The 3029-nt window shown below is 45.0% G+C and carries 2 protein-coding genes; both read right to left on the bottom strand.

The genetic code is table 11. From position 1 onward, the window contains the following. Positions 1-1482: 1482 nt before the first annotated feature. Positions 1483-1818: a hypothetical protein gene (locus QUB06_RS34275; protein ID WP_333439257.1), complete on the bottom strand. Its 336-nt coding sequence runs from the start codon at positions 1816-1818 to the stop codon at positions 1483-1485. Between the two features lie 799 nt (positions 1819-2617). Further along, a complete protein-coding gene (locus tag QUB06_RS34270; RefSeq protein ID WP_333439255.1) occupies positions 2618-2788 on the bottom strand; it encodes a hypothetical protein in 171 nt (56 codons plus the stop codon). Between the last annotated feature and the right edge of the window lie 241 nt (positions 2789-3029).

The raw sequence follows: 3029 nt of genomic DNA, 5'->3' as shown, positions 1-3029 counted from the left end.
TCGTTGAATCCCAACTGTGGACTTTGAGTATTGCAAGGATATCTTGGGGTTTTAGCATAGCGGATGAGCGAGCGCATAGTTTCCTTTATTCTATATTCGCGAATAGCGAATAATCTAGGTATGGCGACTTTAATTTACCGCTCGGCGCTCGTTGAAGGGCAAGAGCCTAGTAGCGAATACAGCGCTTGCCCCGGCTGCTTGAAGCCATTGTAGGTAGGAGCGATCGCATTATAAGTTTGAGAAAACTTAGCCGGAACTTTCCTTTACCGGTATCGGTATAAATATATCTCCCAACATTGCTATTGCTACCACTGCTCCTCACTTTTTTCCCTAGCTTCCTATCTTGCATAAAATTTAGTTTTTATGAGTTTTCCTGCGATTTTTGTTGCTAAAACGCCCCAAATTCAGCTATTGCATATCAATGTATCGGAACAATGGCGGTAGCCGTTTTATAGCAACAGTTGCAGTTCAGTTGGCTTGGCTTTATTGAATGAGCGTGCTACCGCACTTTTGTACAAAAAAGCGAGATGTCTCAGTAAATTTTTGGGCTGCCAGAATGCTCTAACCGTTACGAAGGCAAGCAAGTAAAATTTGTAGTCAGAGCTCCTGTCGGGAAACTTGTTAAACTAGGCACTTTGAAGGCAGTGACAATTGCCTTCGCTTAACGCCACGGTTGTACTTGATTTCTGAAGAGCGCGATCGTCAAACGACTCTAAATTTAAGGCTGTACCGACGCTACCCAAGCTCAATGGGACAGTTGCGGCAATTGATGCCAGTGCTGCTACGAAGTTGTCACAACAGTAGGAGCAATGTTCGTGCAATCGGCACAGTTGGATATCGGGTAAAATTCAAATCCTTTGACACACTGGGCTAACATGGCATCGATGGCATTTATCGGAACAGTTGAATATCGGGTAAAATTCAAGCCCTTTGACACCCCCATCCCCCAGTTTTTAGGTGTTTGTGGCGATAGCTACTATTACTAGACTAGCCGACAGCATTGCGCTTTCAAAGAATTGTCTCGACCTTAAAAGGTGCAACTCGTGACTCGGCTACCGTTACTCGAATATCCGAATAAGCCTGCAAGCCGCTTTGACGCAAGCTCCCCATTGACCCTATCAATCCGAGTGCACCTTGACCAAACTAATGCAGAAAAGTCGCTCTGACTGGTTCAAAATTTTTAGCCAAAAATAAGGAGGAAAAAAGAGGAGAAAACAGCACATTTATTACTCATTACACCTCCTATTTCCTACTTTTAGCCTCATTTTAAGTATAAATACTTATTAGTTTTTGTAAAGAATTGTTGCTTTTGGCGTGATTTTCTGTACTCCGACACCTCTTGAATCCTCCTCAATCCTCCTAATTAGTGCGCCAGTCGCATAGCAAGCCATGTCAAATAGACGTAAGAGGGGGGTAAAAATAATCAATTTATGGTTTTTATGGTTTTTGCAAGAGTGCCATAGGAATTCTTGGGAGTTGAAGTTAGCGATCGTTCACTTTCGACAGCCAAGGCTCGAAAGTTTGACAAAGGCTGTTTGGACTTTGATAGAACTGTGCTTGACGCGAGCGTGAGTCGATATTGAAGCCAAGAGCGAGCCAGTTGGTGTACAGGGCAGCCGTCTTTACGATGGAGTGGATCATCGCACGACGCATTCGAGTTGGTGCTGTTGAGTATCGGCGGCGGATGCCTGACGCGATCGCGCCTTGCCCTCCTGTTTGCAAGCGAAGCAGCCGGCTGATGGCTATGATCCATCGCGAGGGAATCGTTCGTCCGATAGCTAGCCTAACGCGCTCCCCTTGACACCTAGGATTCCCCATTCATAAGGGTGCATTGTTTTTCTTTAAAAGTAATAAATAAAGCTTTGTACGGACAAAAACATTGCTTGCTACTAACAAAGAACAGCCATAACCAGTCCCAACAGGTTATGGCACGAACAGCACAAAAAAGCAGTGATTTGACCGAAAAAGTCAGGCATTTGCAGGATATTCTCAGGTAAATACAGGTAGAGTGCAGCCCCTGCAAAAACCTGTAATCTTACTGATTTTATACTGCACTTGCCTGACTTTATACTGCAAATGCCTGACTTTAGCTGACGCAACAATTAGCTAATTTTTTAGCGTTTTTAACAAAAAGTGGATTGACTTAATAGTCAAGTTACAGTATCTAAGTTGAATTAAAAATCAAGTTAAGCAAGTGTGAGAAAATTGGCAACACAGCAGCCGTTATGTCAGCCTTGACAGTCGGGTGAAATATTATTGTCGGGCCCGCGCTTTGCAATCGGCTAAACTGTTGGTATGAAGGCAGGTTAAGAGCAGACCCTAATACGGTGTCTTAAGGGCGAGAGCGTCTGTGATCGTTGCAAAGCCGATCAAGTAAATCAAATCTCCCCGCCTATCCATTTATAGAAATAGTAATTTCTTATTCCCTATCGATTTACCGGGGAATCAACCAGGAGCAATCAGACTGCCCAACAAGCCGATCGCTCCTGGTTTCTCCGTGATCAGCAAGGGAAAATCAAAAAGCGGCAGACCTAGGAAAACTTCGGCAATATGCGTTTTTATGCGTTTTTATGCGTTTTTATGAGATCGCCCATCACCTTTTAGCTGCTTAAACTTTTCAAATTGCGTTTTGCCGACGATCGCCACAATATCGACCGATGCAAGAAAGGCGCGCGTCGATTGCCGCCGCAAAATCCTCCTCAATAGCTGAAGCTACGCCGCCAGATTGGTAGCCGCTCGCCTGTTTGATTCTATGAGCTCCGTCATGGGCGATCGAGCTGTCGCTCAAGCCGATCGCTACCCAGGTGTGACGGGAGGAATTGATGCCAGCGCTGCTACGAAGTTGTCACATCAACAGGAGCAATGTGAGCAGCCGGCACAGTCGAAGAGCGGGTAAAAATCAAGCGCCTTGACACCTAGGATTCCCCATTCATAAGGGTGCATCGTTTTTATTTATTGTAGTTTAGACTAACCAAAGATGAGAACGGTGGCAAAAGAAGAACTAGAGCCACCGCGCCAGGAGAGAATGA

The sequence above is a fragment of the Microcoleus sp. D2_18a_D3 genome, from assembly GCF_036702455.1.
Classification (GTDB): domain Bacteria; phylum Cyanobacteriota; class Cyanobacteriia; order Cyanobacteriales; family Microcoleaceae; genus Microcoleus.
The sequence above is the reverse complement of the archived record's forward strand: the minus strand, read 5'-3'. Positions and strand labels throughout refer to the sequence as shown.